Source organism: Arenibaculum pallidiluteum (assembly GCF_017355985.1).
GTDB lineage: Bacteria > Pseudomonadota > Alphaproteobacteria > Azospirillales > Azospirillaceae > Arenibaculum > Arenibaculum pallidiluteum.
Genome location: NZ_JAFIQU010000008.1, coordinates 125,699 through 149,486, shown reverse-complemented (window position 1 = coordinate 149,486; position 23,788 = coordinate 125,699). Strand labels below are relative to the sequence as shown.

Below are 23,788 nucleotides of genomic sequence, written 5' to 3'. Positions count from 1 at the left end.
CGACAGGACTGGCCACGGGGCCCGGGAGCGATCCCGGGCCCTTCTTCGTCCTGGCCTCCTGCCTCGCCTTCGGGCAGGGTGCGGCCCATGTCGGACCGCCCTTACCTTGATCCCGATGCCGATCCCGACGCCGCGCCCACGGCCGTGCGGAGCTGCGGCGCCTGCACGATCTGCTGCAAGCTCGTCGCCGTGCCGGAGACCGGTAAGCCCAACGGTGCATGGTGCCCCGCCTGCATTCCGGGCACGGGCTGCGGGATTCATGCGATCCGCCCCCAGTCCTGCCGGAATTTCGAGTGCTTCTGGCTGATGGAGACGGCCTTTCCCGACGACCTGCGGCCGGACCGTTGCGGCGTGGTCGTGGCCTTCAACGACGATCCCGACAGCGTCGTCCTGCACGTGGACCCCGATCGTCCGGAGGCGTGGCGGACCGAGCCGGGATCACACCTGGTGCCGGCGCTCCTTAGGGTCTACGAACGGCTCTTCATCGTCTGCGGCGACGACAGGACCATGGTCACCCGCGCGTCCTGACCCTGGTTCGCCCAGTCTTCGGCGAGCAGTGGCCATTGTGGAAAACCTTGTGAGCAATGGATCGGCGATGCCGGCAACTAGGTGCCGCATGAAGGCCTCCACGGCCCCTTGCCGGTAGTCTATTGTGCGCTGCACACCGCAGAAACGGCTGCTTTGCGCAAACATCGTCATGAAGTCGTAACAAGGGAAACGCGGATGGCGGGGCCTTCGCAGGGATGTGAATAACCTGGGGTTGACCTCCTCGCGGTGGCATAGCTGGTCGCCTATGGCATGTCTTCAGAGATGTCGGCGCCGGATCGCGCAGTGGCATCCGGCTTGGTTCGCATCTATTCGGTCGCGGCCTGCCTCATCCCTCCTGCCGCCGGTCCGTATCCTCAATCCTTACGGCAATGCCGCGAACCGAGGGCCGCGCTCTTGACGCAGCTTTCATGCGCTCCGTCCAAGACTGGGCACGGCATCATGCCGCCTTCTCCTTTCGCGGATCGTGGCGGCCGGCGCAGCATGCCACGATGCCCAATCTGGTGCTTTCCGGGTGCAGATTCGATCAATCGCTGAAGCGATGGCGATAGTCGGAAGGAGCGCTTCCAAACGTCTCATGGAAAGCGCGGCGCAGGGTTTCCTCCGTGCCGAAACCGCAGCGATCGGCAATCCGCTTCAGGGGAAGCTCTGTTTCGACGACAAGCTGGCGTGCGACTTCGATCCGGATTCGTTTCACGGCCTGGGCAGGGGTGATGCCGGTCTGCTCGCGGTACTTCCGGGAGAAGCTGCGTTCGCTCATGCCGACCTGTTCCGCAAGACGCGGCAACGACAGCTCGGTGGACAGGTGCTCGCGGATCCAGGCATGCAGGTTCGGGAAGCGATCATCGGATGCCTGCAGGGTCAGCATGGCGCTGAACTGGGCCTGCCCGCCCGGTCGCTTGAGAAACATGACGAGGTGCTGCGCAACGGCAAGCGCCAGCGCGTGGCCGAGATCCTCTTCGACGAGAGCGAGCGTCAGGTCGATTCCGGCCGTCACTCCGGCGGACGTCCAGACATGGCCATCCCGAATGAAGATTCTATCGGGCTCGACCTTGGCCAGTGGGAAACGCCGCGCCAATCGCTCGCAATACTCCCAATGCGTCACCGCCCGGCGCCCGTCCAGCAAACCGGCGGCCCCGAGCAGGAAGGCCCCGGTGCAAACCGCTGCCACGCGGCGTGATGCGCGGGCCCGGGTCGCGACCCAGGAAACCAGATCCGTGTCTTCGGCCGCGCGCATGACGCCCTGGCCGCCGGCGACGATGAGGGTGTCGACGGGATCGTCAGTCCCGGACAAGGCATCGGTCGCGAATGAGAGCCCGGCCGTCGCCCGAATATCCGGTTTAGGTGCGACGACGCGCATGACGTATGACGACGCCCGTCCCTGGCGTCCCAATTGCTCGTTAGCGGAGCTCAGCGCCTGAAGGGGCCCCGCGACGTCGAGCAGTTGAACGTCAGGAAAGCACAGGATCTCTACCTTCCTGACGGTCATGGCCCTTTCTCCGGCTTTGGTCGAACCGAGGCCAAGCTCTACCACACTGGCGGAAATCGTGGGCTGATTGGCGATTTCGCCAGACGTCACGCTCGTAGACTGGCCCTGGCGCCAATCGAGGATGGGCATTCCACGATGAACGACGGTCCGAAGACGATAGAGATCGGTGCACTGGTGTTTCCGGGGATCGACCAGATCGATCTGACCGGCCCTTTCGAGGTGCTGTCCCGCATGCCCGGTGCCAGATACCGCCTCTACGGGCTGACCAGCGACCCGGTGCGCGATGTCATGGGGCTGCTTCTGACACCCGACGCCGCGCTCGCCGAGGCCCCCCGGCTCGACATCCTTCACGTTCCCGGAGGACCCGGCCAGCAGGCCCTGATGGAGGATGAGCGGGTGATGGACTGGCTGCGGCAGAGCTCCGCCGATGCCGGCCGTGTTCTCTCGGTCTGCACGGGAGCACTGCTGCTCGGCGCGGCGGGGCTTCTGAAGGGCCGGCGAGCGACCACGCACTGGGCATCGCATCACCTGCTGCCGTACTTCGGTGCGACGCCCGTCGATCAGCGCGTCGTGGTCGATGGAAAATGGACCTTCGCCGCCGGCGTGACCGCCGGCATCGACGGCGCGCTGCGACTGGCGGCTGATCTGCTGGGCGACGAAATTGCCCAGGAAATCCAGCTCGCGATCGCCTATGCGCCCGAACCTCCGTTCCAGAGCGGAACGCCGGGAAACGCCCCGCCCCAGGTCCTGCAGACGGCGCGCAAGGCCGTGGCGTCCCTGACCGCGCAGCGGCAGGCCACGGCGGAACGTGTCGCCGAGCGCCTGGGTATCGATGCCGGAACGCTCGATATGTGAAGGGAAGAAAGCCGATGAACGGGTCTCTGGATCGGCGATCGCTTCCGGCGATCACCGCCCGTTGAATCTACGGACATCCTCTAGTCCACCAGGGTCACCGGCACCGCCGGGGCATCCTTGACGGTGTTCAGCACGATCGACGAGCGCACGTCCTTGACCCCGGGCAATCGCGTCAGCCGCTTGAGCACCGTGTCGCCGAGATCGTCGAGGTCCCGCGCCACCACCCGCAGCAGATAGTCGTGGTCGCCGGTCAGCGCGTGGCACTCCGTCACCTCGTCGAGCCTGTTCACGGCCTCGCTGAAGCGCGCCACCGTCTCGTCCGTGTGCTGGTGCAGGTTGATCTGGACGAAGGCCTGGACGCCGAAGCCGGCAGCGCGGCGGCTGATGCGCGCGCCATAGCCCTCGATGAAGCCGTCCTCCTCCAGCGCCTTGACCCGGCGCAGGCAGGGGGAGGGCGCCATGCCGATGCGCTCGGCCAGGTCGACATTGGCGATGCGTCCCTCGGCCTGGAGGATCCGCAGAATCCGGCGGTCCGCATCGGACAGCGGCCGTTTGTTGCGCACGGTCATGATGGCGCGTTCCTGCCCGGATCCCGGTCACGAAGTGACCAGAATTACCCCATTGCGCCGCAATGAAGTCAAGTCTGGACCGGTGCTGCACCCTACAATGCTGGCCGTGCCAATCATCTGGCCGATGGAGGAATGCATGGAGAAGGTCAAGCACGGGCTGGCGGCCGGCGAGCCCGGCCGTCCCGAGAACCCCGACTGGACGATCGACCAGAACTGGGATTCCTACACGGCCGTCGACCACGGCGTGTGGCGCACGCTTTACGAGCGGCAGTCCCGTCTGCTGCCGGGCCGCGTCTGCGCGGAGTTCCAGCGCGGCATGGCGGAGCTGCCGATCGGCCCCGATGAGATCCCGGATTTCCGCCGCCTGTCCGAGGCGCTGGGCCGCAGGACCGGCTGGAGCGTCGTCGCGGTCCCCGGCCTGGTGCCGGACGAGGTGTTCTTCGACCATCTCGCGAACCGCCGGTTCCCTGCCGGGCATTTCATCCGCCGGCCGGAAGAGCTCGATTATCTCGAGGAACCCGACGTCTTCCACGACGTCTTCGGCCACGTGCCGCTGCTGACGGACCCGGTTTTCGCCGACTTCCTCCAGGCCTACGGCCTGGGTGGCCTGCGCGCGCAGTCCATGGGCGTGCTGCCGAACCTGGCGCGGGTCTACTGGTACACGGTGGAGTTCGGCCTCGTCCGCGAGGGCGGCGACCTGCGGATCTTCGGCGCGGGCATCGCGTCCTCGGGCGGCGAGACCCTGTTCTCCCTCGAGGATCCGTCGCCGAACCGCATCGCCTTCGACCTGGAGCGCGTGATGCGCACCCGCTACCGGATCGACGACTATCAGGAGACCTACTTCGTGATCGAGGGCCTCGACGACCTGCTCGCGCTGGCCGAGATCGACTTCGCGCCAATCTACGAGCGCGTCCGTGGCGCCGCGGAATACGAGCCCGGCGACATCCTGCCGACGGACCGCGTCCTGACCCGTGGCACCGGCGCGTACCACGCCGCGCGGCGCAAGGTCGCCTGACTCCCGGCACGATGGCTGGAGCGGATCGTGATCCGGTGTGGACAGCTGGTTGCGTGAACCCGCTCCAGCTTCGATGATCTGGGGGCGAACCGAGGTCAAGGGCGAGCCCCGGGCCGCTCCAGGCCATAAATGGAGGACCGGATGGACTTCAGGGACCGTGCCGTGCTCGTCACGGGCGCCGCCGGCAATCTCGGCAGGGCCGTCGCCGCAGGCTTTGCGGCGCGCGGCGCCCGGCTCGCGCTGCTGGGACGCGACCGCGCCTCGCTGGAGCGGACTCATGGCCCCGATTCGGCGGACAGGCTGCTGCTGGCCGCCGACCTGCGCGACGCCGCGGCGGTCGAGGCAGCCGTCGCGGAGGCCGCCGCGCGCTTCGGCGGGATCGACGTCCTCTGCAACATCGCGGGCGGCTTCCGCATGGGCGAGGCCGTGCACGAGACCTCTGCCAAGACCTGGGACCTGCTGATGGACATGAACGCCCGCAGCGTGCTGAACGCGTGCCGGGCCGTGGTGCCCCGGATGCTGGCGGCCTCGCGGGGCAGGATCGTGAACGTGGGCGCCGCCGGGGCGCAGAGAGGCGCCGCGCGCATGGGCGCCTATACGGCTTCCAAGGCCGCCGTGCAGCGCCTCACCGAGGCGATGTCGGCGGAGCTGCGCGAGCGCGGCATCAACGTGAACTGCGTGCTGCCCAGCATCATAGACACGCCCGAGAACAGGGCCGGCATGCCTGGCGCCGACCCCGCGCGCTGGGTCTCGCCCGAGGATCTGGCGCAGGTCATCCTGTTCCTCGCCTCGGACGCGGCGCGGGCGATCCACGGTGCGTCGGTTCCCGTGACCGGGCTGAGCTGAGGCGTCAAGGCAGGGACGCGGCATCGCTCCTGGCGGGCTCCGGCACGGACGCGCTATATCGTCGCGGCCGTCCATTCCGAAGGGGCCCGCGCCTCCATGCTCACCGTCGTCGTCCTTCTCGCCGCAGCCGTGCTGATGGTGCCGATCGCGCGGGCCCTCGGCCTCGGCAGCGTACTTGGCTATCTCGCTGCCGGCCTGGCGATCGGGCCGGCGGGCCTCGGCCTGGTGGGCGACGTGGAGGCGATCGCACATGCCTCGGAACTCGGCGTGACGCTTCTGCTCTTCCTGATCGGGCTCGAGCTGCGGCCGGCACGCCTCTGGGTGATGCGGCGGTCCGTCTTCGGGCTGGGCGGGGCGCAGGTCGTGGCCTCGGCAGCGGCGATCGGCCTTGCCGCCTGGATGGTCGGACTGCCGCCCGAGGCCGCCGTCGTGTCCGGCTTCGGACTGGCCCTGTCCTCGACGGCCATGGTCCTGCCGATGCTGTCCGAGAAGGGCATCGTGCGGGCACAGGCCGGGCGCGATTCCTTCTCGATCCTGCTGTTCCAGGATCTCGCGATCATTCCGGCCGTGGCGCTGCTGCCACTGCTCGTGGGCGGAGAGGCACTGCCGCGCGATCCCTGGGGAGCCGTCGGCATCGGCCTCGCCGCGGTCGCCGCGGTGCTGGTCGGCGGCCGCTTCCTGATCCGCCCGATCTTCCGCCTGGTGGCCGCCGCCAGGGCGCCCGAGATCTTCACGGCCACGGCCCTGCTTGTGGCGGTCGGCACCGCGGCGCTGCTCTACACGGCGGGGCTCTCGAGCTCCCTGGGAGCCTTCATGGCCGGCGTTCTGCTGGCGGATTCCGAGTACCGGCACCAGCTCCAGGCCGATATCGAGCCGTTCGAGGGCCTGCTGCTGGGGCTCTTCTTCGTCTCCATCGGAATGGGCGCGGATCTCGGCGCCCTCATCGCGGATCCCTGGACCGTCGCAGCGATGGTCCTGGGGCTGGTTGGCATCAAGATGCTGGTCGTCCACGGCCTGGCCCGGGCCATGGGCCACGATGCGCTGTCGGCCTCGCGCATGGGCGTCGTCCTGGCCCAGGGTGGCGAGTTCGGGTTCGTCCTCTTCGGGGCCGCGGCCAGCGAGGGGATCCTCGGCCGCGCCGATGCGAGCCTGCTGATGCTCGTGATAACCCTCTCGATGCTGACGACGCCGGTGCTGTTCGCGTTCGAGGAGCGCTGGCTGGCGCCGCTGCTGAGCCGGCGCCCCAGGCGCGCCTACGACCAGATCGAGGAGACCGGCAACCCGGTCATCATCTGCGGCTTCGGCAGGGTCGGGCAGATCGTCGGACGCATCCTCAGCCTGCGCGGCATTCCCTACACGGCGCTCGACATCGACAGCGAGCAGGTGGATCTCGTCCGCCGGTTCGGGAACACGGCCTATTTCGGCGATCCCTCGCGCCCGGACATCCTGAGGGCCGCGGGCGCCGAGGAGGCGCGGCTTCTCGTGGTCGCGCTCTCCAACGTCGAGGCCTCGCTCAAGGTGGTGGAGGTCGCGCGGCGCATGTTCCCGCACCTCGTGATCCTGGCCCGCGCCCGCAACCGGCGGCACGCGCACCTGCTGATGGATCTCGGCGTCCGGCTGATCGTGCGCGAGACGCTGCATTCCAGCGTCGTGCTGACAGAGAAGGTCCTGGCCGAGCTGGGGGTGCCGCAGTCCGACATCAACCGGACCATGCAGGCCTTCCTGGACCTGGACCAGCGCACGCTGGAGGCGCAGCACGCCTTCTATCAGGACGAGAAGCAGATGATCCAGACGTCGCGCCAGGCGATCCAGGAGCTGATGGACCTCTTCGAGGCCGACCGCCGGGAGCGCCAGGGCCCCTGAGGCGACTCGAGGATTGCCCCGAACCCCGGACGCCGCCAACTCATCGAGCCTGGAGCGCCGGGGCTTCGGAGCGCCGGGCCTTGGGGCCCGACGGGGGTCTCAGCCGAGCTTCAGCTCCTGGAAGAAGTCGTTGCCCTTGTCGTCGATCACGATGAAGGCCGGGAAGTCCTCGACCTCGATGCGCCAGACGGCCTCCATGCCGAGCTCGGCGAACTCGACGCACTCGACCTTCCTGATGCAGTCCTGGGCCAGCCGGGCGGCCGCGCCGCCGATGGAGCCTAGGTAGAAGCCGCCGTGGCGCTTGCAGGCCTCGCGGACCTCCGCGCTGCGGTTCCCCTTGGCGAGCATCACCATGGACCCGCCCGCCACCTGGAACTGGTCGACGAAGCTGTCCATGCGCCCAGCGGTCGTAGGTCCGAAGGAGCCCGAGGCGAAGCCGTCGGGCGTCTTGGCGGGGCCGGCATAATAGATCGGATGGTTGCGGAAATAGTCCGGCAGGCCCTGCCCGGCCTCGAGCCGTGCCCGGAGCTTCGCATGCGCGAGGTCGCGGGCGACGATCAGCGGCCCGGTCAGCGAGACCCGCGTGCGGATCGGATAGCGGCTCAGCGTAGCCCGGATCTCGTCCATAGGCCGCGTCAGGTCGATCCGGACCACCTCGTCCGCCAGGTGTTCGTTCCCGATCTCCGGCAGGAAGCGGGCCGGGTCGGTCTCGAGCTGCTCCAGGAAGATGCCGTCCCGGGTGATCTTGCCCAGCGCCTGCCGGTCGGCCGAGCAGGAGACGCCGATCCCGATGGGCAAGCTGGCGCCGTGGCGGGGCAGGCGTACCACGCGGACGTCGTGGCAGAAATACTTGCCGCCGAACTGGGCGCCGATGCCCATGATCCGCGTCAGCTCATGGATCTGGCGCTCCATCTCCAGGTCGCGGAAGGCGTGGCCGAGCTCGGAGCCCTCGGTCGGCAGCGCATCGAGATAGCGCGCGGAGGCGAGCTTGACCGTCTTCAGGGTCGTCTCGGCGCTGGTTCCGCCGATCACCACCGCAAGGTGATAGGGCGGGCAGGCGGCGGTGCCGAGCGAGCGGATCTTGTCCTCGAGGAACTTCAGCAGCCGGTCGGGGGCGAGCACCGAGGGGGTCGCCTGGAACAGGAAGGTCTTGTTCGCGGATCCGCCGCCCTTGGCCATGAAGAGGAACTTGTAGGCGTCCTCGCCTTCCTCGTAGATCTCGATCTGGGCCGGCAGGTTGTTGCGCGTGTTGCGCTCCTCGAACATCGAGACCGGCGCGAGCTGGCTGTAGCGCAGGTTCCGCTTCAGATAGGCATCCCGGGCGCCGGACGCGATCGCGCCGTCGTCGCCGCCGCGCGTCCACACGCGCCGGCCCTTCTTGCCCATCACGATGGCGGTGCCGGTGTCCTGGCACATCGGCAGGACGCCGCCAGCCGAGATGTTCGCGTTCTTGAGCAGGTCGAGCGCGACGAAGCGGTCGTTGGCCGAGGCCTCGGGGTCCTCAAGGATCGCCGCGAGCTGGGCCAAGTGGCCGGGGCGCAGCAGGTGGTTGATGTCGACGAAGGCCTGCTCGGTCAGCAGGCGTAGCCCCTCCGGATCGACCTTCAGCACCTCCTCGCCTTCGAAGACGGCGGTGGAGACATAGTCCGAGGTCAGCTTGCGGTAGGTCGTCTCGTCCTTGCCCAGCGGGAACAGGCTGGCCGCGGAACGGCCGAGGCTGGAATCGTCCGGCATCTTCGTCCTCATTCTTCTTGGGCCGCAGGGGGCATGGGGCGGCTCGGGCGCAGTTATACACGCGCCCCTGCCGGCCGCAATGTGGTGCGACCGCGCACGGGACGAAGGCCCGGCGCCGCTGTTTGCATGGGTCCTTGAGCGACGAAACGGATGGAGGGATCCGATGGCGGATCTGACGCGTCTTCTCGGCTCCATGCTCGCGACCGGGATGGCCGGCCGCAGCCACCGCGGTGGCGGCTTCGCAAGGGCGCCCTTCGGCGGTTCGGGGGCGGGCGTACTGGGCGGTCTCGGCGGGCTGGGCGGCATCGCCGGCGCGGCGGCCGGGCTCGGCGCGGCGCGGGCGGCCACGGGGGGCGATTCCCGCAAGGCGCTCGGCCTCGCGGCGCTGGGCTATCTCGCCTACAAGACCTACCAGGACGTCCAGGCGCAGCGCGCGAGCCAGCCTGCGCAGGGGGCTGCCACCCCGTCCACGGGCCCCTCTGCGGAACGGCCGGCGGAGGCCGGCGGCCCCTCGCTCGGCGAGAGGCTCGGCGCGCTGCTGGGCGGCGGGCCCAAGGAGCCTACGGCCTATCCCGAGGCGCAGATCGGCGACGCCAAGGCGCTTCTACTGATCCGTGCAATGGTCGCCGCGGCCAATGCCGACGGCCGCATCGACGAGGGCGAGCGGCGCCGCATCCTCGACCATCTCGACCGTGCCGGCGCCGGCCCCGACGAGCACCAGGTGCTGGAGCAGGAGCTGCGCCGCCCCGTCGCCATCGACCAGCTCGTGGCGCAGGTCGACGGGCCCGAGACCGCCGAGCAGGTCTATCTCGCCTCGACCCTTGCGATCGAGGCGGACTCGGCGGCCGAGCGGTCCTACCTGCAGTTCCTGGCGGCCCGGCTGGGCCTTCCCGAGGACCGCGCGGAGGCCCTGCGCCACGTGGCCTGACGTCCGGTCCGGCGGGTTCGGCATAGTATTGCGCCGACCGTGGGACAAATTTTCGATATACCTGCTTCGTCACGGGGCCGGCCGCGCCGGTGCAATTAGGGTCCCTCTCCGAAAGTTCCTCAACCGGAGAGAGAGATGCCGAACGCGATCTGGGTCGGCCCCAACGACGCCTACAAGACCCTGTCCAGCGCCATCGCCGCGAGCGCCGCGGGCGATACGATCTATGTGCGCGCGGGCACCTACGTGAACGACTGGTCGAGCATCACCAAGCCGCTCACCATCGTCGGCGTCGGCGGAAAGGCCGTGCTTCAGTCCACCGGCAACATTCCCAACGGAAAGGCGATCCTGGTCACCCGCGCCGACGTGACGATCGACAACGTCGAGTTCGCGGGCGCGAAGGTTTCGGACCAGAACGGCGCCGGGATCCGGCACGAGGCCGGCAACCTGACCATCCGCAACAGCTATTTCCACGACAACGAGAACGGGATCCTGGCGGGCGACAACGCCGCCGGCCGCATCACCATCGAGGGTTCCGAGTTCGCCCGCAACGGCTATGGCGACGGCTACACCCACGGCATCTACGTGAACAAGATCGACCAGCTCACGGTGACGGGAAGCTACTTCCACGACACCCGGATCGGTCACCAGATCAAGAGCCGCGCTGCGAACACGCTGATCGAGGGCAACCAACTGACCGACGGTGGCACGGGCACGTCGAGCTACCTCATCGACATGCCGAACGGCGGCAACGGCATCGTGCGTAACAACGTGCTCCACAAGGGGGCGGGCGCCGACAACAACGTGATGATCGCCTTCGGGATGGAGGCGCCGCGCGCCACCAACAGCCTGACGGTCGAGGGCAACACCTTCACATCGGATCTCGCGGGCACGGTGGCGATCAAGAACGCCACCACGGCGACGGCCCTGGTGTCCGGGAACGCCATGAACGATCCCCAGATCACCACCACCGTCTCCGGGCCGCACAAGCTCGTCACCACGCCCACCCCGATGCCGGGCAATGCCGCGCCGGTCGCCAATGACGACGTCGGCGCGACCATCGGCACGGCCGCCGTGAAGATCGCGGTGCTCGCCAACGACCACGATGCCGACGGCGACGTGCTGTCGCTGGCCTCCGTGGTGAAGCCCGCCCATGGCACCGTCGTGATGAACGGGGACGGGACCCTGACCTACACCGCCGATAGCGGCTTCGCCGGGACGGACAGCTTCGGCTACACCGTGAAGGACGCGAAGGGCGCCACCGATACGGCGGTCGTCAAGGTGACCGTCGGCGCCGCCCCCACGCCCGTCCCGCCGCCCGCGCCCGATCCCGTCGAGCCCCCGGCCTCCGGCGAGTTCGACTTCGCCGCGCGCGATGCCGTGCCGACCGCCACCCAGATCGGCGGCGCGGTGTCCAAGGCCGCCAGCTACACGTTGACGTCCAGCCAGACGAACCTGGTGCTGACGGGCACCGGCAGCTATTCCGGCACAGGTAACGGCGGCGACAACGTGATCGTCGGCAACGAGGCCGCCAACACGCTCCAGGGCAACTGGGGCAACGACCGCCTCTATGGCGGTGCGGGCAACGACCGACTCTCGGGCGGCAGCGGCGACGACGTCCTGTTCGGCGGCAAGGGGAACGACGCCCTGGTCGGCGACGGCGGCAAGGACTACCTGGCCGGCGGGTCCGGGGCCGACCGCTTCGTGCTGTCCATCGCCAGCCAGAGCGGCCGCGGTGCCGATCACCGCGACGTGATCCTCGACTTCGTCAGGGCCGAGGGCGACAAGATCGACCTGTCGGGCATGGATGCCAGCACCAAGGCCAGCGGCAACCAGGCGTTCTCGTTCCTCGGCACGGGCGCCTTCACGGACAAGGCAGGCCAGCTCCATGTCGCCGGCACCGACGGCGGCGTGCTGGTCGAGGGTGACGTGAACGGCGACAAGGTCGCCGACTTCCAGATCGAGGTCCAGGGCGTCACGGGCCTCCAGGCCTCCGACATCATCCTCTGAGCCGCCTCAGGGCATCAGGGAAAGGAACGGCCGGCGCCCGACGGGGCGCCGGTGTTCCTCTCAGGTCTCGCAGTGATGAAGGGGCAGGGCGGTGTCGTAGCGCACCTGCTTCAGGGCGAAGCTCGACCGGATGCTGGCGATGCCCGGGATCCGCGTCAGGTATTCCTTCAGGAAGCGCTCGTAGGTCGGCAGATCCGGCACGACGACCCGCAGCAGGTAGTCGGCCTCGCCAGTCATCAGGTAGCACTCCAGGACCTCCGGCCGTTCCATCACGGCCGCCTCGAAGGCGTCCAGCCGGTCCTCCACCTGCCGTTCCAGCGTCACGTTCACGAACACGTTCACGGGCAGGTTCACAGCCGCCGGGTCCACCAGGGCCACGTAGGTGCGGATCACGCCCGCATCCTCCAGCGCCTTCACGCGCCGCAGGCAGGGCGAGGGCGAAAGGCCGACCTCAGCGGCGAGATCGTTGTTGGCCATGCGGCCATCGCGCTGGAGCGCATCGAGGATCTTCCTGTCGATCCGGTCGATTCTGAATTTTGGCATCCGATGCCGTCTCCATCGGAATAGTGAAATTCTCTTCCAAAAGAGTGACGCATTGCGCACGGCTTCGCAAACACCTGTCGCGGCGGGGGTGCTAATCTGCGCCTGAAAACCCGACAGGAAGATGCCATGGACGCCGTGCCCCCCCGGTCCGCCGATCTCCCCACCGCCCCTTCCGCGGACGACCTGGCCTGCCTCCGGGAGCTCGAGCGCAAGATCCTCTGGCTCGCCTCGTGGACGATCCACAACGCGAACCACGTCCGGCCGAACCTGGACGGGCTGAAGGTCGGTGGCCACCAGGCCTCCTCGGCCTCCATGGCGACGATCATGACGGCGCTCTACCTGTGGGTGCTGCGGCCCGAGGACAGGGTGGCGGTGAAGCCGCATGCCAGCCCCGTCTTCCACGCCATCCAGTACCTGCTGGGCAGGCAGAGCCGCGAGAAGCTCGAGGCGTTCCGCTCGTACAAGGGCGCGCAGTCCTACCCGTCGCGGACGAAGGACGTGGACGACGTCGATTTCTCCACCGGCTCGGTCGGGCTCGGTGTCGCCCAGACGCTCTTCGCCTCGCTCGTGCAGGACTACCTGAAGGCCAAGGGATGGGCGCCCGAGCTGCCCGAGGGGCGCATGGTGTCGCTGGTGGGCGACGCCGAGATGGACGAGGGCAACATCTTCGAGGCGCTGCTCGAGGGCTGGAAGCACGGACTGCGCAACACGTGGTGGATCGTCGACTACAACCGGCAGAGCCTGGACGCCGTGATCCGCGAGGGGCTGTGGGAGCGGCTTGAGAGCATCTTCCGCGCCTTCGGCTGGGACGTGGTGATCCTGAAATACGGCGAGCTCATGCAGGAGGCCTTCCGTGAGCCCGGCGGCGAGCGGCTGAGGACCTGGATCGACACCTGCCCCAACCAGCTCTATTCGGCGCTGACCTTCCAGGGCGGGGCGGCATGGCGCAGGCGCCTGCTGGACGATCTCGGCGACCAGGGGCCGGTCACGGCCCTGATCGAGCGGCGATCGGACGAGGAACTCGCGCGGCTGATGGGGAATCTCGGCGGGCACGACCTGCCCTCGATTCTGGACGCCTTCGCCCAGGCGCGCCGCCATAACCGCCCTGTCTGCTTCATTGCCTACACCATCAAGGGGTTCGGCCTGCCGCTGGCCGGCCACAAGGACAACCACTCCGGCCTGCTGACGCCGCAGCAGATGGACGGCTACCGGGCCGCCCAGGGTGTCCGCCCCGGGCATGAATGGGACCCCTTCGAGGGGCTGGCCCTGCCCGAGGCCACGTTGCGCGGCTTCCTGGACCGCGTTCCCTTCGCGGCCAAGGGGCACCGGCGCTACGCGGCGCCCGTCGTGCCGGTGCCGGACGCGCTGCCGGTGCCGTCGGGACGCGTGCTGTCGACGCAGGCGGGCTTTGGCCAGATCCTGAACGAGATCGGACGCGAGCGGAGCCCGCTGGCCGAGCGGATCGTCTCGACCGCTCCGGACGTCACCGTCTCGACAAATCTCGGGGCCTGGGTCAACCGCCGCGGGCTCTTCGCCAAGGAGGCCATGGCCGACCTGTTCAAGCGCGAGCGCATCCCTTCGACCTACAGCTGGGAGTTCTCGCCCCAGGGCCAGCATTTCGAGCTCGGCATCGCCGAGTCCAACCTCTTCATCCTGCTCTCTGCGCTGGGCCTGTCACACTCGCTATTCGGCGAGCGGCTGCTGCCGGTCGGAACCCTCTACGACCCCTTCATCTATCGTGGGGCCGACGCGCTGAACTATGCCTGCTACCAGGATGCGCGCTTCATGGTGATCGCGACGCCCTCGGGGGTGACGCTGGCGCCGGAGGGCGGCGCCCACCAGTCCATCGGGACGCCGCTGGTCGGCATGGCCCAGGACGGGCTGGCCTATTTCGAGCCCGCCTTCGTGGACGAGCTTTCCGTGATCATGCGCTGGGCCTTCGACTACATGCAGCGCGACGGCGAGGGGCAGCCCGACGAGCGGAGCTGGCTGCGCGACGAGACGGGCGGCTCGGTCTACCTGCGCCTGTCCTCCCGTGCGCTGGAGCAGCCCGGGCGCAGCATCGATCCCGAGCTCCGGCAGGACATCATCGATGGCGCCTACTGGATGCGGCGCCCGGGCCCCAACGCCCAGGTGGTGGTCGCCTATACCGGCGCGGTCGCGCCGGAGGCGGTCGAGGCCGTGGGGCTGCTGGGCGAGGATCGCCGCGATGTCGGCCTGCTCGCCGTGACCTCGGCGGACCGGCTCCAGGCCGGGTGGAGTGCCGCCCAGCGGGCGCGCGAGCGCGGGCTCGTGCATGCTAGGTCCCATATCGAGCGCCTGCTCGACGGCGTGCCCTCCCACTGCGCCCTGGTCACGGTCGTGGACGGCCATCCGGCGACGCTGGGATGGCTGGGCTCCGTGCTTGGCCACCGGACGCGCGCGCTGGGTGTCGAGCATTTCGGCCAGACCGGCACCATCGCCGACCTGTACCGCCACTACGGCATCGACGCGCAGGGGATCGCGCTTGCAGCCCAGGCCATCTCGCCCGGCCGGCCGGTGCGCCACCTGCGCAGCGCCGGGATTGGCTGAGCCCCGAAGCGGCTTGAGGTTCGCCCTGAACCCCGGGCCGCTTCCGACCCGCTGAGGCTAGGGCTGGGTTTCGCCCGCCGCCGGGACCGGGGCAGCGTCGGTGCGCGCAAGCGGGGCCCGGGCAAGCGGGGTCCGGGAGGGCGACCTGCGCCCTTCGGAGCGCAGGTTCCACAGGATGCCCGCGATGATCAGGCCGGCCCCCGCGAAGACCAGCGGGTCGAGCGGCTCGCCGTAGAACTGCCACCCCGCGAGCGCGATCAGCGGGATCCTCAGGAAGTCCAGCGGCACGACCGTCAGCGCGTCGCCGTGGCGGTATGCATTGGTCAGGCACCAGTGGGAGGCGAGGCCACCGAGCGTGATGCCCGCGAGCGCGCCGGCATGCTCGGGCCCCAGCCCGGACCAGCGCGCGGGATCGCTGCCCAGCAGGGCCAGCGGAAACTGGATCAGGTTCATCCAGAACAGGATCGTGAAGGTCCCTTGGATGCGCGTCAGCGACTTGGTGGTGACGCTCGCGCCGGCGAAGGCGATCGCGCCGCCCAGGACGACCAGCGCCGCAGGCTGGATCGTCTCGGCACCCGGGCGCAGGATCACCAGGACTCCCGCGATCCCCAGCACGACCGCGGCGATCCGGCCGGATGTCAGCCGCTCGCCCAGCACCAGCGGCGCCAGCACCGCGACCCAGGCGGGCGTGGTGAACTCCAGCGCGAAGACGGTCGCGAGAGGCAGGAGCGTGACGCCCAGCGACCAGGCGTATGTGCCCGCGAAATGGATGAGGTTGCGGACCGCATGCAGGGCAGGGCGGCGTGGCGCCAGCGCCGCGCGGAGGCCGGGCCGCGACAGCGCGATGCCCGTCAGCAGCACGAGGGCGATCCCATACCGCAGCGACAGGATGTCGAACACCCCGATGGTCCGGGACAACTCGCGCACCGCGACGGCCGTGGCTGAGAACGCCACAAGGGCGCCGCCCATCCACGCCACCACGGCGGGAACGTTCCGATCGGTCAAGGCACGGCCAACGAGAAACTACGCGGGCGAACGTCACCGTCGCCCGAAGGGATTCCCGCCGCCCGGAGGCGGCGGGAAAGGCCTGCCGTCAGATCAGCTCGATGCTGGCGGCTTCCGGACCCTTGTTGCCCTGGCGCACCTGGGCGCGCACCGGCGCGCCTTCGGCGAGCGTGGCGAGGCCGGAGCGCTGAAGGGCCGTCATATGGACGAAGATGTCCTTCCCGCCGGTGTCGGGCGCAATGAACCCGAAACCCTTGTCGGGATTGAACCACTTCACCGTGCCTTCGACAGGCTCGGTCGGGCCCTGGTCGCGGTCGCCGAAGCCGCCGCGCGAGAAGCCGCCGGCCCGCGGAGCGCCGCCGCCGAAGCCGCCGCGGCCCGAGGACGGGGTCGCCGTCGTCAGGTCCACGTCATGCACGGCGCCGACCTGCGGACCCTTCTGGCCCTGGACGAGATCGACCGTGAGGGTTGCGCCTTCGGGCAGATCCTGGTGGCCCAGGAAAGCCAGCGTCGAGGCGTGGAGGAAGGCGTCGGCGGAGCCGTCCTCAGGTTGCACGAAGCCGAAGCCCTTCGTCGCATTGAACCACTTGACCGTGGCCTTCACGTTGCTGGCGATGGGGGTGGGCTGATCGAAGGAACGGCGCGGCCGGTCGAAATCGCGGCGAGGCTCGTCGAACGGGCGGCGGGGCTTGTCGAAGCGCATGGGAAACACTGCTTTATTCTATCACGGGTGTCGTAGGTTAAGGGTAGCGGGGCCCGTTGGCAAACGCCCGATGGGCCAGGAACACGGTAAAGAGACGTTTTTCCCCATAATCGCCTAGCGGAAGGGCCGTGGCCTATGCCCTAGGTGCAGGAGAAGCAGTCCGATTCGATCCGTTTTCCTTGGATCGGAAAACGACTCGGCGGTTCCCGGTCCGCTTCAGGGATCCTGACGCCTTCGCGATCGGATGTCACTGGAAAGCTGATGCGGGAAATGGTTAAGTCTGGGCGCCTAACCCCAATTTGCATGCCAGGCCCATGAACAAGTCCGTCGTGATCGTTACGGCCCTCGCCGCCGCCGTGCTCGTCGGCTGCACGTCCAAGAACGAGCCGCCGCCCTCGGCCGCGGCGGCCGAGCCGCCTCCCGCTCCGGTCAAGGACCTGCTGACGGAGCCGCCCAGCAGCTTCCACGTGGCCGCCTTCAATGCGACGCCGACCTCGTGCACGGGCGAGAGCGGCCGGCACTGGGCGACGGTCGGCCTGCAGGTCGAGATGATGGTGACCTCGCTGAACTGCGGCGCCTATTTCGGCAATCCCAACGCCTATGCCGAGTACCGCGCCATGGCCGGCCAGAACTCCGAAGTGCTGGCCGGCGCGACGCGCGCCGTGGCGGCCTCCTTCGGCAAGGGTCAGGACGGCATCCGCCGCTTCGACAGCGAGCAGACGCGCGTCGCGAACGCGCTGGCGCTCAGCGCCGGCGGGTTCAACCAGGCCGCCTTCTGCGAGCCTCGGCGCGAGTGGTTCGAGCGGCTGAAGAAGGCGACCCGCGCGGAGCTCGAGGCGTACAGCGCCGTCGTGGCGCCGGCGCTGTGCGCGCGCCAGCAGGTCGTGCTGGCCGAGGCCGAGGCTGCCCGCAAGCTCGCTGCCGAGGCGAAGGCCAAGGCCGATGCCGAGAAGAAGGTGGCCTCCAAGGCCAAGAAGGCCCCGGCCGGCAAGAAGCAGGTGGCCTCGTCCAACTGAGTCGGCGCGCGGCGCCCGCGCGCCGCGTCCATGATCGACGGCCCGGTGCGCGAGCGCCGGGCCGTTCTGTTTTCGGGTCAGTCCTCGAACGCCGTTTTCTTGGTCAAACCTGTAGGCAATTGCCCAAGGAATAGTCCCTGCCCGGTGGGACTCAATAATCGCCCTAATACCTTGGTTGCCGCACATGTGGCTGGATCGCCACACGGCTGCCCAACTTTGCCGCGAAAGCCGCGCGCCGACTCTTACAATTGCAAAAAAGAGGATACGGTCCTCCCCCGTGAGCGACTTGGTCGGCTCGACCAAGAGGGGTTTTGGGCTTCCAACCTAGGGACCGAACAATGAAGAAAATCCTCCTCGGCACTGCGGCCCTGCTGGGTACGGCGGTGATGGCGCAGGGTGCGGCTGCGCAGGTTACCGTGAAGTTCGGCGGCGACATCCGGTTCGACGCTGCCTGGATCGACGACGACCTGAGCAATGCCAAGGACGTCAACTTCGTGCAGGAAGTGCGCTTCCCGATCTCGGTCGAGGGCAAGACCGACAACGGCCTGACCTACGGCGCCTTCATCCGCCTGCGCAACAGCGGCTCCAACCACGGCGCGAGCTCGACGCCGAGCGCGACCAACGGCGAGAACTTCTACGCCGAGCGCAAGTACGTCTATGTCGAGAGCGCCTTCGGCCGCGTCGAGATGGGCGACGAGTGGGGCGCGGTCACCAAGCTGTCGGGCTTCGCTCCGGCAGTCGGCATCGGGCAGCTCGACGGTGACTGGGGCAAGTGGTCGGACTTCGGTCTCTTCCAGTACGTTCCCGCCGCCTACTTCGACCGCTCGACCAAGGTCACCTACTACACGCCGCGCCTCGTCGGCGTGCAGGCCGGCGTCAGCTACACCCCGAGCGTGGGGCAGATCGGCGACAACAACAGCCTGGCCCGCCGCCTGAACACGGCGACCGCCTATCAGGACCGGGTCGAGCTCGCGGCCAACTACAAGGGCGAGTTCGGCGGCTTCACGGTCGACCTCGGTGGCGGCTACGCCTTCGCCGACGAGACCAGCGTCGCCCTCGACAGCTACAAGAGCTGGAACGTCAGCGCCGCGGTCGGCTATGCCGGCTTCATCGTGGGCGGCACCTACTTCGACAACAACCGCACCCTGGAGTCGCTCCTGGACATCGCGGACCTCGAGAACAAGGGCTGGAACGCCGGCGTGTCCTATGACGCCGGGCCCTTCGCTCTCGGCGTCTCGTACGGCCGGACCAACTCGGAGTCGGCGGACGGCACGATCGGCGACGACAGCATGTGGGCGATCGGCGGCACCTACAGCGTTGCCCCGGGCCTCGCGCTGCAGGCGGACGTCTATCTGCTCGACTCCGACAACGCCTTCGGCGGGACGGGCAACGACGCGACCGTCGTCATGCTGCGCACGAACCTGCTGTTCTGATCGCCGAGGATCGCTCATCGGGTCAGGGGGCCGGCTTCGCCGGCCCCCTTTTTCTTTGCCCCTTTCATTGCCCCGCCGAGCCGAGGTTGTTCCTGTCCGCGCCCGGGCTCATTGTCGCTGTATGCGCATCTGCTTCATCGGCGACAGCTTCGTGAACGGGACGGGCGACGACGCCTGCTTGGGCTGGGTCGGCCGGATCGGCGCCGCGATGCGTGCCGCAGGCTGCGACGTCACGCTCTACAATCTCGGCGTCCGGCGCGACACCAGCGCGGATATCGCCCTGCGCTGGCGCCGCGAGGCGGAGGCCCGGCTCCCGGCGGACCAGGACGGACGGCTGGTCTTTTCTTTTGGCGCGAACGACTGCGCGGCTGGCGACGACGGCGCGGCGCGGCTGCCGCTGTCCGTCTCACTGGCGAATGCAGGGGCGATCCTGGCCGCGGCACGCGCCTGGCGGCCGACGCTGATGCTTGGGCCGCTGCCCGTGGGCGACGCCGGGACCGACCCGCGCATCGGCATCCTATCCCGCGAACTCGGTCCCCTCTGCGCGCGGCTGGACGTTCCCTATCTCGCGGTCTTCGACGCGATGCGGGCATGCGCGCCATGGAGGGACGAGGCCGCCGCGGGCGACGGCAGCCATCCCGGCGCCAAGGGATACGCGGCGCTGGCGGAGCTGGTCGGCAGCTGGGCTGCCTTGCGCGACTGGATGGCGGCCTCGGCGACCGAGCGCTGAGGCCGGCGCCTCCGCCTTCAGCCGCGCCGCGCGGGCTGGCGTCGGTTGACCAGGAAGATCCCGGCGCAGACGAGGACCAGCGACAGGACGAGAAAGGCCGAGACCCGCTCGCCCAGAAGCAGCGCCCCCGCAAGCACGCCGAAGAGCGGCGTCAGGAACGAGAAGGCTGAAAGGCGGCCCGCGGGATACTTCGCGACCAGCCGGAACCAGGCGAGATAGCTCGCGAAGGCCACCACCAGCGTCTGGAAGGCGAAGGCCACCAGCACCGTCGCATCGAGCGGGCCGGCTGCGGCCTCGCCCAGGAGAGGGGAGAGCGGCGTGAGCGTCAGCGCGGAGACCGCGAGCTGGTACAGCAGGACCTTCTCGGCCGGGGCGCGCACCAGGCGCGTGGTCTTGATCAGCAGCGTCGTCGCCGCCCAGAACGCCGCGGCGACGAGAAGCATGGCATCGCCCGCCAGCTCGCGTGCGGTGGGAAGCCGGAGGGCATCCCCGAAGGCCAGCGCCACGCCCGCGAAGGCGCAGACCAGGCCAAGCACCTGGATCGCGCCCAGCCTTTCTCCGGGAATCAGCACATGGGCGCCGATCGCCACCATGAAGGGCGCCGTATAGATGAACAGGACGCCACGGGATGCCGTCGTGTGGCCGAGGCCGACATAGATCAGGCCGAATTCGGCGGCGAACAGCGCGCCGGCAAGGAGACCCGGCAGCAGGGTGCCGTCGCGTGCGAAGATCGGTACGCCGCGCCAGGTCGCCCAGCCCCAGACGAGCGCCGCCGCCAGCGCCGAGCGCAGACCGCATTGCAGGATCGGCGGCATTCCCGCCAGGGCCGCCTTGACCGCGACCTGCTGCAGGCCCCAGCACAGGCACAGCACGGTCATCGCCACCGCGGCGGCCAGGTCGAGCTCGGTTGCCGGCTGATTGGCCGCGCGGATGGCGTCCCGGCCGCGCGGCTCCGCGGTCATTCGGGGACGCTCGGAGCGGCGATGCCCGCGTGCTGGCGCAGCGGCCGTTCCTCGACACGGGCGAACAGGGCAAGGCCCGCGACCAGGATCGCCGCGACGGCCCAGAACAGGACCGCGAATGCCGAGCCGATGGCGGCCCTGGCCTCGGCCGAAGGCGTCGCCCGCGCGAGCTCCTCGAGCGTCGCTGCACCCGACCCTGGCATGGCACCGGCGTAGAGGCCGAGCACCAGGGCCGACGCCGCGGCGATCAGGACCGCGCCGCCCAGGGCGCGGGAGAAGCTGATCGTCCCGCTGACCGTGCCGAGGTCCCGCCCCTCGACCGCGTTCTGCGCGGCCACCATGCTGCACGGAAAGATCGGCCCCATGCCAAGCCCGGCGACCATCAGCAGCGCCGATGCCGCCCAGGGCGTCACGGCCTGCGCCTCGAAGCCGAGCACGATCAGCGCCAGGACGGCTACCGGCAGGCCGATCAGGGCCGGAAGCTTGTAGCGCCCCGTGGTCTTTGTGCTGCGGCCGGCGAACCCGGCGCCCAGGGTCGTCGACACCATCAGCGGGATCATCAGCAGCCCGGACTCGCTGACGGGAACGCCCAGCGCCATCTGGAGGTAGACCGGCGCCAGAACGGCGACCGCGAGATAGCTGCCGAAGACCAGGAAGAGCGAGGACAGAACCGGCCCGATCACCGGATGCGTGACGAAGCGGGGCGGCAGGATCGGCTCGGCCGAGAAGCGCTGCTTGATCGCGAACAGGACGGCGAAGCCCGTGGCGGCCAGGGCCAAGCCCAGCGATGCCGGCGACAGCCAGGGAAAATCCTTCCCCGCGAGCGAGAGCAGGAGAAGCAGCGCCACCGTCCCGGCCGAGAGCAGCAGGATCGCCGCATAGTCGATGTGGGCCCGGCGCCGGTTCGAAGGTAGGCGGCGCAGAGCCCGGTCGCAGATCGCCAAGGCCAGCATCGCCAGGGGCACGTTGAGCCAGAAGATCCACTCCCAGCCGACATGCTCGGCCAGGACGCCCCCGACCGAGGGGCCCAACAGCCCCGCCACCGCCCAGACGCCCGAGAAGAACGCCGCGTAGCGGCCGCGCTCGCGCGGGGGGACGACGTCGCCGATCACGGTCTGGGCGAGGGTGATCAGCCCGCCGCCGCCGATCCCCTGGAGCCCGCGCGCCAGGATCAGCGTCAGCATGGTGGGCGCCAGGGCGCAGAGGACGGAGCCCGCGAGGAAGACCAGCAGGCTCGTCGCCAGCACGGGCCTCCGGCCGTAGACGTCGCTGAGCTTGCCGAAGATCGGCGTCGCGCAGACCGAGCTCAGCAGATAGGCCGTGACGACCCAGGAGATCAGGTCGAAGCCGCCGAGATCGGCCGCTATGGTCGGCAGGGCGGTGGCGACGATCGTCTGCTCGAGCGCGGCCAGGAACAGGGCAAGCAGTGCGCCGGTCAGGATCGTCTTGATGTCGGCTTGGCTGGGGGGCATCGGATAGGGAGCCTGAGAATTCGGCGGGCCGGCGGGCTCGGGCCCGAAGAAGCCCTAGGACGGTTCGTCGCAGCCATCAAGCGCGCACTGGCCGGCGCTCCGCGGCCGGCGGGCATGGCAGGTCTGCACCCCCCATGCCCGCCGGCCTCGTCGGCATGCGGCGGTCAGCCGGCCGCCTCCAGCGCCTGGGTCAGGTCCGCGATGAGGTCGTCGGCATGCTCGATGCCGATGGACATGCGGATGGTGGCGTCGGTGATGCCGATGCGCTCCCGGGTCTCGCGCGGGACCCCCGAATGGACCGTCGTCGACGGATGGCAGACCAGGGATTCGGTCCCGCCCAGGCTGACCGCGAGCTTGAAGATCCGCAGCGCGTTCAGGAACCGGAACGCCTCGGCCTCGCCGCCGGCGATGTCGAAGGAGAAGGTCGTCCCGGCAGCCGTGCACTGGCGCTCGAACACCGCGCGCTGCGGGCTGCCGGCCGCCAGCAGCGCCGGGTAGTAGACATGGCCCACCCGCGTGTGGCCGGCCAGGAACCGGGTCACCGCCTCGGCGTTCCGGCAGGCGGCCTGCATGCGCAGGGACAGCGTCTCGAGCGAGCGGCCGATCATCCAGGCCGAGTGCGGGTCGAGCTGCGTCCCGATGGCGCCGCGCAGGAGCTTCACGGGGCGTACCAGCTCCCGGGCGCCGAGCACCGCCCCTGCCACCAGGTCGCTGTGCCCTCCCACGTATTTGGTGAGGGAATAGACGACGAGATCGGTGCCATGGCGCAGCGGCTTTTGGAAGATCGGGCCCAGCAGCGTGTTGTCGCAGACGACGAGCGGCCGGTGCCCCTGGCGCTGCGCGATCTCGTCGGCGACGGCGCGGACCAGCGGCAGGTCGACCAGGCTGTTCAGCGGGTTGGACGGCGTCTCGACCAGGATCACGGGGACGCGGCCACGGGCCATGGCGGCCTCGGCCGCGGCGCGGACGGCGCCGCCGTCCACGCCGTCGGAGAAGCCCTCGGATCCGATGCCGAACGGCGCGAGCGTCTTGGCGACCAGCGTCTCGGTCCCGCCGTAGAGCGGCTGCGAGTGCAGGATCACGTCGCCCGGCCGCGCATAGGCCATCAGCGTGGTCGCGATGGCCGACATGCCGCTGGAGAAGATCGCCCCCATCTCGGCGCCTTCGTAGACCGCAAGGCGGTCCTCCACGATCTCGCTGTTGGGGTGGTTGAACCGCGAGTAGACCAGGCCCGCCTCGGCGCCGGGCGGCGGCTCGCGCCGGCCCGCCGTGTAATCGAAGAAGTCGCGCCCCTCCTCGGCCGAGCGGAAGACGAAGGTCGAAGTCAGGAAGATCGGCGGCTTTACCGCGCCTTCGGAGAGCGCGGGATCGAAGCCGTAGCCCAGCATCAGCGTCTCGGGGTGAAGCTGGTGCGCGCCGATCCGGTCCTTGTGGTAGGTGTCCGTCATGGGTGTGTTCCTCCTTGTTCGGCTCGGCTTACCAGCGTGTCCCGCCGTGCACA

The 23,788-nt window shown here is 69.3% G+C and carries 20 protein-coding genes; 11 read left to right on the top strand and 9 right to left on the bottom strand.

Annotated features, from left to right (window positions below):
- Positions 1-87 precede the first annotated feature (87 nt).
- The gene (locus JUB13_RS17660) at positions 88-528 is read left to right on the top strand and encodes a hypothetical protein (protein WP_207481311.1); all 441 of its coding nucleotides are present in this window, start codon (positions 88-90) and stop codon (positions 526-528) included.
- Between the two features lie 544 nt (positions 529-1,072).
- Here the strand turns inward: JUB13_RS17660 and JUB13_RS17655 are convergent.
- A complete protein-coding gene (locus tag JUB13_RS17655; protein WP_207481310.1) occupies positions 1,073-2,035 on the bottom strand; it encodes a GlxA family transcriptional regulator in 963 nt (320 codons plus the stop codon).
- Between the two features lie 135 nt (positions 2,036-2,170).
- Between JUB13_RS17655 and JUB13_RS17650 the strand changes: the two genes are divergently transcribed.
- On the top strand, positions 2,171-2,890 hold the full coding sequence (locus JUB13_RS17650) for a DJ-1/PfpI family protein (protein WP_207481308.1): 720 nt from the start codon (positions 2,171-2,173) through the stop codon (positions 2,888-2,890).
- Positions 2,891-2,970: 80 nt separating this feature from the next.
- Here the strand turns inward: JUB13_RS17650 and JUB13_RS17645 are convergent, their stop codons facing one another.
- Positions 2,971-3,459: an Lrp/AsnC family transcriptional regulator gene (locus JUB13_RS17645; RefSeq protein WP_207481306.1), complete on the bottom strand. Its 489-nt coding sequence runs from the start codon at positions 3,457-3,459 to the stop codon at positions 2,971-2,973.
- A gap of 136 nt (positions 3,460-3,595) precedes the next feature.
- On the opposite strand from JUB13_RS17645, the gene phhA reads away from it, so the two are divergent.
- The 3 genes from phhA to JUB13_RS17630 all read left to right on the top strand — a co-directional run bounded on the left by phhA (position 3,596) and on the right by JUB13_RS17630 (position 7,183).
- Positions 3,596-4,474 (top strand): phenylalanine 4-monooxygenase, encoded by an 879-nt coding sequence (gene phhA, locus JUB13_RS17640; protein WP_236025027.1) that lies wholly within the window; start codon positions 3,596-3,598, stop codon positions 4,472-4,474.
- 141 nt (positions 4,475-4,615) lie between these two features.
- Complete coding sequence (locus tag JUB13_RS17635; RefSeq protein WP_207481302.1) at positions 4,616-5,320, top strand: SDR family NAD(P)-dependent oxidoreductase; 705 nt, start codon at positions 4,616-4,618, stop codon at positions 5,318-5,320.
- Positions 5,321-5,416: 96 nt separating this feature from the next.
- Complete coding sequence (locus JUB13_RS17630; RefSeq protein ID WP_207481300.1) at positions 5,417-7,183, top strand: monovalent cation:proton antiporter-2 (CPA2) family protein; 1,767 nt, start codon at positions 5,417-5,419, stop codon at positions 7,181-7,183.
- 99 nt (positions 7,184-7,282) lie between these two features.
- Here the strand turns inward: JUB13_RS17630 and JUB13_RS17625 are convergent, their stop codons facing one another.
- Positions 7,283-8,917: a fumarate hydratase gene (locus JUB13_RS17625; protein ID WP_207481298.1), complete on the bottom strand. Its 1,635-nt coding sequence runs from the start codon at positions 8,915-8,917 to the stop codon at positions 7,283-7,285.
- Between the two features lie 163 nt (positions 8,918-9,080).
- Here JUB13_RS17625 and JUB13_RS17620 point away from each other — a divergent pair, with 163 nt between their 5' ends.
- Entirely contained in the window at positions 9,081-9,845 is a 765-nt protein-coding gene (locus JUB13_RS17620; protein WP_207481296.1) for a tellurite resistance TerB family protein, read from the top strand.
- Between the two features lie 135 nt (positions 9,846-9,980).
- Complete coding sequence (locus JUB13_RS31835; RefSeq protein ID WP_207481295.1) at positions 9,981-11,852, top strand: Ig-like domain-containing protein; 1,872 nt, start codon at positions 9,981-9,983, stop codon at positions 11,850-11,852.
- Positions 11,853-11,912: 60 nt separating this feature from the next.
- Here JUB13_RS31835 and JUB13_RS17610 read toward each other — a convergent pair whose 3' ends face one another.
- Positions 11,913-12,395 carry an Lrp/AsnC family transcriptional regulator gene (locus JUB13_RS17610; RefSeq protein ID WP_207481293.1) on the bottom strand — a complete coding sequence of 161 codons (483 nt, stop codon included), beginning with the start codon at positions 12,393-12,395 and terminating at the stop codon, positions 11,913-11,915.
- Between the two features lie 126 nt (positions 12,396-12,521).
- Here JUB13_RS17610 and JUB13_RS17605 point away from each other — a divergent pair, with 126 nt between their 5' ends.
- A complete protein-coding gene (locus JUB13_RS17605) occupies positions 12,522-14,966 on the top strand; it encodes a transketolase-like TK C-terminal-containing protein (RefSeq protein WP_207481291.1) in 2,445 nt (814 codons plus the stop codon).
- A 57-nt stretch (positions 14,967-15,023) separates the two neighbouring features.
- Here the strand turns inward: JUB13_RS17605 and JUB13_RS17600 are convergent, their stop codons facing one another.
- The gene (locus tag JUB13_RS17600; RefSeq protein ID WP_207481289.1) at positions 15,024-15,971 is read right to left on the bottom strand and encodes a DMT family transporter; all 948 of its coding nucleotides are present in this window, start codon (positions 15,969-15,971) and stop codon (positions 15,024-15,026) included.
- Positions 15,972-16,059: 88 nt separating this feature from the next.
- Positions 16,060-16,674 (bottom strand): cold-shock protein, encoded by a 615-nt coding sequence (locus tag JUB13_RS32080; RefSeq protein WP_207481287.1) that lies wholly within the window; start codon positions 16,672-16,674, stop codon positions 16,060-16,062.
- A 314-nt stretch (positions 16,675-16,988) separates the two neighbouring features.
- On the opposite strand from JUB13_RS32080, the gene JUB13_RS17590 reads away from it, so the two are divergent.
- From JUB13_RS17590 to JUB13_RS17580, 3 genes are all read left to right on the top strand, one after another.
- The gene (locus tag JUB13_RS17590; RefSeq protein ID WP_207481285.1) at positions 16,989-17,690 is read left to right on the top strand and encodes a hypothetical protein; all 702 of its coding nucleotides are present in this window, start codon (positions 16,989-16,991) and stop codon (positions 17,688-17,690) included.
- A gap of 338 nt (positions 17,691-18,028) precedes the next feature.
- On the top strand, positions 18,029-19,123 hold the full coding sequence (locus JUB13_RS17585) for a porin (protein WP_207481283.1): 1,095 nt from the start codon (positions 18,029-18,031) through the stop codon (positions 19,121-19,123).
- 121 nt (positions 19,124-19,244) lie between these two features.
- Positions 19,245-19,853, top strand: a complete 609-nt coding sequence (locus JUB13_RS17580) for a GDSL-type esterase/lipase family protein (RefSeq protein WP_207481281.1) — start codon at positions 19,245-19,247, stop codon at positions 19,851-19,853.
- A 17-nt stretch (positions 19,854-19,870) separates the two neighbouring features.
- On the opposite strand, the gene JUB13_RS17575 is transcribed toward JUB13_RS17580, so the two are convergent.
- The 3 genes from JUB13_RS17575 to JUB13_RS17565 all read right to left on the bottom strand — a co-directional run bounded on the left by JUB13_RS17575 (position 19,871) and on the right by JUB13_RS17565 (position 23,735).
- Entirely contained in the window at positions 19,871-20,815 is a 945-nt protein-coding gene (locus tag JUB13_RS17575) for a DMT family transporter (RefSeq protein WP_207481279.1), read from the bottom strand.
- Positions 20,812-22,287, bottom strand: a complete 1,476-nt coding sequence (locus JUB13_RS17570; RefSeq protein ID WP_207481277.1) for an MDR family MFS transporter — start codon at positions 22,285-22,287, stop codon at positions 20,812-20,814. Before JUB13_RS17570 ends, JUB13_RS17575 begins: the two co-directional genes overlap by 4 nt.
- Positions 22,288-22,451: 164 nt before the next feature.
- Positions 22,452-23,735 (bottom strand): cystathionine gamma-synthase family protein, encoded by a 1,284-nt coding sequence (locus tag JUB13_RS17565; protein ID WP_207481276.1) that lies wholly within the window; start codon positions 23,733-23,735, stop codon positions 22,452-22,454.
- Between the last annotated feature and the right edge of the window lie 53 nt (positions 23,736-23,788).

Coding starts and splice junctions, on each gene's coding strand:
- JUB13_RS17660 (WP_207481311.1), top strand. CDS start 88: ATGTCGGACCGCCCTTACCTTGATCCCGATGCCGATCCCGACGCCGCG.
- JUB13_RS17655 (WP_207481310.1), bottom strand. CDS start 2,035: ATGACCGTCAGGAAGGTAGAGATCCTGTGCTTTCCTGACGTTCAACTG.
- JUB13_RS17650 (WP_207481308.1), top strand. CDS start 2,171: ATGAACGACGGTCCGAAGACGATAGAGATCGGTGCACTGGTGTTTCCG.
- JUB13_RS17645 (WP_207481306.1), bottom strand. CDS start 3,459: ATGACCGTGCGCAACAAACGGCCGCTGTCCGATGCGGACCGCCGGATT.
- phhA (WP_236025027.1), top strand. CDS start 3,596: ATGGAGAAGGTCAAGCACGGGCTGGCGGCCGGCGAGCCCGGCCGTCCC.
- JUB13_RS17635 (WP_207481302.1), top strand. CDS start 4,616: ATGGACTTCAGGGACCGTGCCGTGCTCGTCACGGGCGCCGCCGGCAAT.
- JUB13_RS17630 (WP_207481300.1), top strand. CDS start 5,417: ATGCTCACCGTCGTCGTCCTTCTCGCCGCAGCCGTGCTGATGGTGCCG.
- JUB13_RS17625 (WP_207481298.1), bottom strand. CDS start 8,917: ATGCCGGACGATTCCAGCCTCGGCCGTTCCGCGGCCAGCCTGTTCCCG.
- JUB13_RS17620 (WP_207481296.1), top strand. CDS start 9,081: ATGGCGGATCTGACGCGTCTTCTCGGCTCCATGCTCGCGACCGGGATG.
- JUB13_RS31835 (WP_207481295.1), top strand. CDS start 9,981: ATGCCGAACGCGATCTGGGTCGGCCCCAACGACGCCTACAAGACCCTG.
- JUB13_RS17610 (WP_207481293.1), bottom strand. CDS start 12,395: ATGCCAAAATTCAGAATCGACCGGATCGACAGGAAGATCCTCGATGCG.
- JUB13_RS17605 (WP_207481291.1), top strand. CDS start 12,522: ATGGACGCCGTGCCCCCCCGGTCCGCCGATCTCCCCACCGCCCCTTCC.
- JUB13_RS32080 (WP_207481287.1), bottom strand. CDS start 16,674: ATGCGCTTCGACAAGCCCCGCCGCCCGTTCGACGAGCCTCGCCGCGAT.
- JUB13_RS17590 (WP_207481285.1), top strand. CDS start 16,989: ATGAACAAGTCCGTCGTGATCGTTACGGCCCTCGCCGCCGCCGTGCTC.
- JUB13_RS17585 (WP_207481283.1), top strand. CDS start 18,029: ATGAAGAAAATCCTCCTCGGCACTGCGGCCCTGCTGGGTACGGCGGTG.
- JUB13_RS17580 (WP_207481281.1), top strand. CDS start 19,245: ATGCGCATCTGCTTCATCGGCGACAGCTTCGTGAACGGGACGGGCGAC.
- JUB13_RS17575 (WP_207481279.1), bottom strand. CDS start 20,815: ATGACCGCGGAGCCGCGCGGCCGGGACGCCATCCGCGCGGCCAATCAG.
- JUB13_RS17570 (WP_207481277.1), bottom strand. CDS start 22,287: ATGCCCCCCAGCCAAGCCGACATCAAGACGATCCTGACCGGCGCACTG.
- JUB13_RS17565 (WP_207481276.1), bottom strand. CDS start 23,735: ATGACGGACACCTACCACAAGGACCGGATCGGCGCGCACCAGCTTCAC.